The sequence below is a fragment of the Devosia sp. genome, assembly GCF_034675085.1.
GTDB lineage: Bacteria > Pseudomonadota > Alphaproteobacteria > Rhizobiales > Devosiaceae > Devosia.
On sequence record NZ_JAUCDN010000404.1, the window covers coordinates 1 to 2,461 of the forward strand.

Annotated in this window: 3 protein-coding genes; all 3 read right to left on the reverse strand. The window is 59.7% G+C overall.

Going from position 1 to position 2,461, the window contains the following annotated elements:
- The coding region (locus VDP82_RS16965) for a GntR family transcriptional regulator (RefSeq protein WP_323016008.1) at positions 1-381 on the reverse strand (381 nt) is incomplete at its 3' end.
- A 220-nt stretch (positions 382-601) separates the two neighbouring features.
- Positions 602-1,456: an alpha/beta hydrolase gene (locus VDP82_RS16970; protein WP_323016006.1), complete on the reverse strand. Its 855-nt coding sequence runs from the start codon at positions 1,454-1,456 to the stop codon at positions 602-604.
- A 1-nt stretch (position 1,457) separates the two neighbouring features.
- Positions 1,458-2,186, reverse strand: coding sequence for a class I SAM-dependent methyltransferase (locus VDP82_RS16975; RefSeq protein ID WP_323016007.1), 729 nt, complete (start codon positions 2,184-2,186; stop codon positions 1,458-1,460).
- Between the last annotated feature and the right edge of the window lie 275 nt (positions 2,187-2,461).

Sequence of the window (2,461 nt, forward strand, 5' to 3'; positions counted from 1 at the left end):
GGCCTTCTCCTCGACATTCTGGATGACCCTCGCCCGGTAGTCATGGCCGCGTCCACGAATTTCCTCGGCAATGTTCCGGATCTCGATCATATGGCCGATCGGCTTCGGCTCGGCGATGAACGAGCCGCTGCCTGCGCGGCGGACGATGATACCTGCGGATTGTAACTCGCGAAGCGCCCGGTTTGCCGTCATGCGCGAGACGTCGAATTGCCCGACCAGATCGGCTTCCGACGGCACGCGGTCTCCCGGTTTCAAACGGCCGTCGCGGATGGCATCATGGATGCTTTGCTTGATCGCTGCGTAGCGCGGTGGGGCATCCGGGGAAGCACCGTCGGCAGACCGCTGGGCGCTGTTCGAGTTCAGTCGAGGGATAAGATCCATCACCCGTCTATACAGGTGAAACCATTCAGATTCCAAGCGTTCCGACGTGAATTTCCGATGGACTCCTTCCAAAGTCATATGACTGCAAGAAACGATTTGCGGCATCGGGGCGACTGGTGCCTGATGCCACCGATTTGTGACGGCAAGTTATTTCGCCAAATGACTATTGGGCTTGCCCATGCCGGCCAAAAGCTCGGCTACCTTGAGTGAAGCCCGGCGGTCAATCAGGGCCTGCTGATGCTGTGGGCAGCGGAGGAAGCTCGTTCAGGAATTCGCGGATGCCAGGCGCCAGGCATCGAGCGAAATCCTCGGCTGTCACGATCGCATCCGACATTGCTGCCGCAGCCAGCTTGCCGTGCGGCAGCAGGTCAGCGAGCTGCTCCGCTAACGCTTGTGGATGCCTCTCGTCCATTCCTGGAATGATCAGCGTCGGCATTGCTATAGCTGCGAGTTCGCTGACGCCGCGGAAGGCGCGGTCATCACCTATTGCCGCGGCAGCCGCAATGCTGGCAGCATTGCTTCGCGGAATCGCGTCGTGAACCATCTCGCGAATGACTGGCGCCAAATTGGGCAGTATTGGCGCCCAGGCCGCATAAAGCCCTTCCTCGCGGACGCGCGCCGCGAACTCTCTCATAAATGCCGTTTCAGCTACTTTGGCCTCGTCGTCTTCGATGTCTTCAACGCTGATCAAAATGGCCGCTCTCACTCTCTCCCGATGGGCGAGTGCGGTTCGCAAAGTGATCGTGGCGCCGAGCCCCGCACCGCCGACAATGGCGGAATCTGCCTTCAGGTGATCGAGAAGCGCAATCACGTCGGCTGCGTAGGACGCCCAGGTGTGTTTCGCTTTCTCGCTGCAAAGGGACCGGCCGTAGCCACGGACATCGGGCAGCAGCACCGCATACCGGTCGCACAGCTGGCGCGCCAAGGGTATCAAGCTCTGGTGGTCAGGGCCGCCGCCATGCATGAGCACAACGACGTTGGCGGTCGGCAGCCGACGATAGGGATCTACAAGCGCAGCAAAGAGCGGCCAGCCGTCAGGTCCGGAATAGGTTATGTCGATTATGTCGGTCCGCATGCTAACCGCCACGAGCTGCCGAGAGGATGATCGCACCGTCATCCGAAAGACCATTTAATCGGGCTATATCAAGCAGCCTCTCCAGATCGCCGCGCAATCCGCAAGGCTCCGGGATCTCGTGAAGCCTCTGTCTGGCCGATAATTCGATTTGGGAAACGGAGAGGGGCACGAGAAAAAGCCTACAAGAATAGTCGATCTTGAAGCCGGCGGTCAGAAATGAGGCGGCGAGATCAGCTGGCTGGGGGCAGGGATTATGCACAAGACCGGCCCGGCGGTCGATTAACTTCGTCCACTCGTCATATAGCTGTGCTGCCAGCTGCGATGGAATGGCCGCATCGTACCAGCAATCCAGCACCACGACACCAAGCCGTGCGACCCTGATTGCCTCCTGAAGCCCCCTATGAAGGTTTTCCAGATGGTGCGCGGCGTATTCCAAAGTCACCACATCAAAGCTTTGATCCGGGAATGGAAGTGTCTCTGCTCGGCCGAGGTGTATTTCCAGACCTAGCGCGCGGCCTTCCTCTACGGCCTCTTCCTCCGGGTCTATGCCGACGCAGTGGGCGACATCGGCTTCGCCGAATAGCTGCAGCGAAGCACCATTGCCGCACCCTACATCCAGTATCGACGACGGCTTGAAGGCGAGCACACGCGATAGGAATTCTTCGCGATACTTCCCGTGCGGGCGAGGCATTTCTTCCGGCTCTCGCTGTTCGACCATCTTCAACGACATCTGCAACTCCAGCTGATGGCGTCTGGTAGGCAATCTGCGTTGCGTCGGATATGTGCTAACACGACAAAAAATATTCTGGATCGGACATATTGTGCCAATTGCCGAAGGCGGGGCCGATGCCCTCTCAGTGGACCGTTCGGTCTTTCCGGCGGGGTTCAGGGGCACGTGGCACACCCACCCCGCCGCGCAGCTCATCTACCCTAGCCGCGGTGTAATGATCCTCGAAACGGCGGCTGGATGCTGGGTCGTGCCGCCCCAGCAAGCCTGCGCCAGCA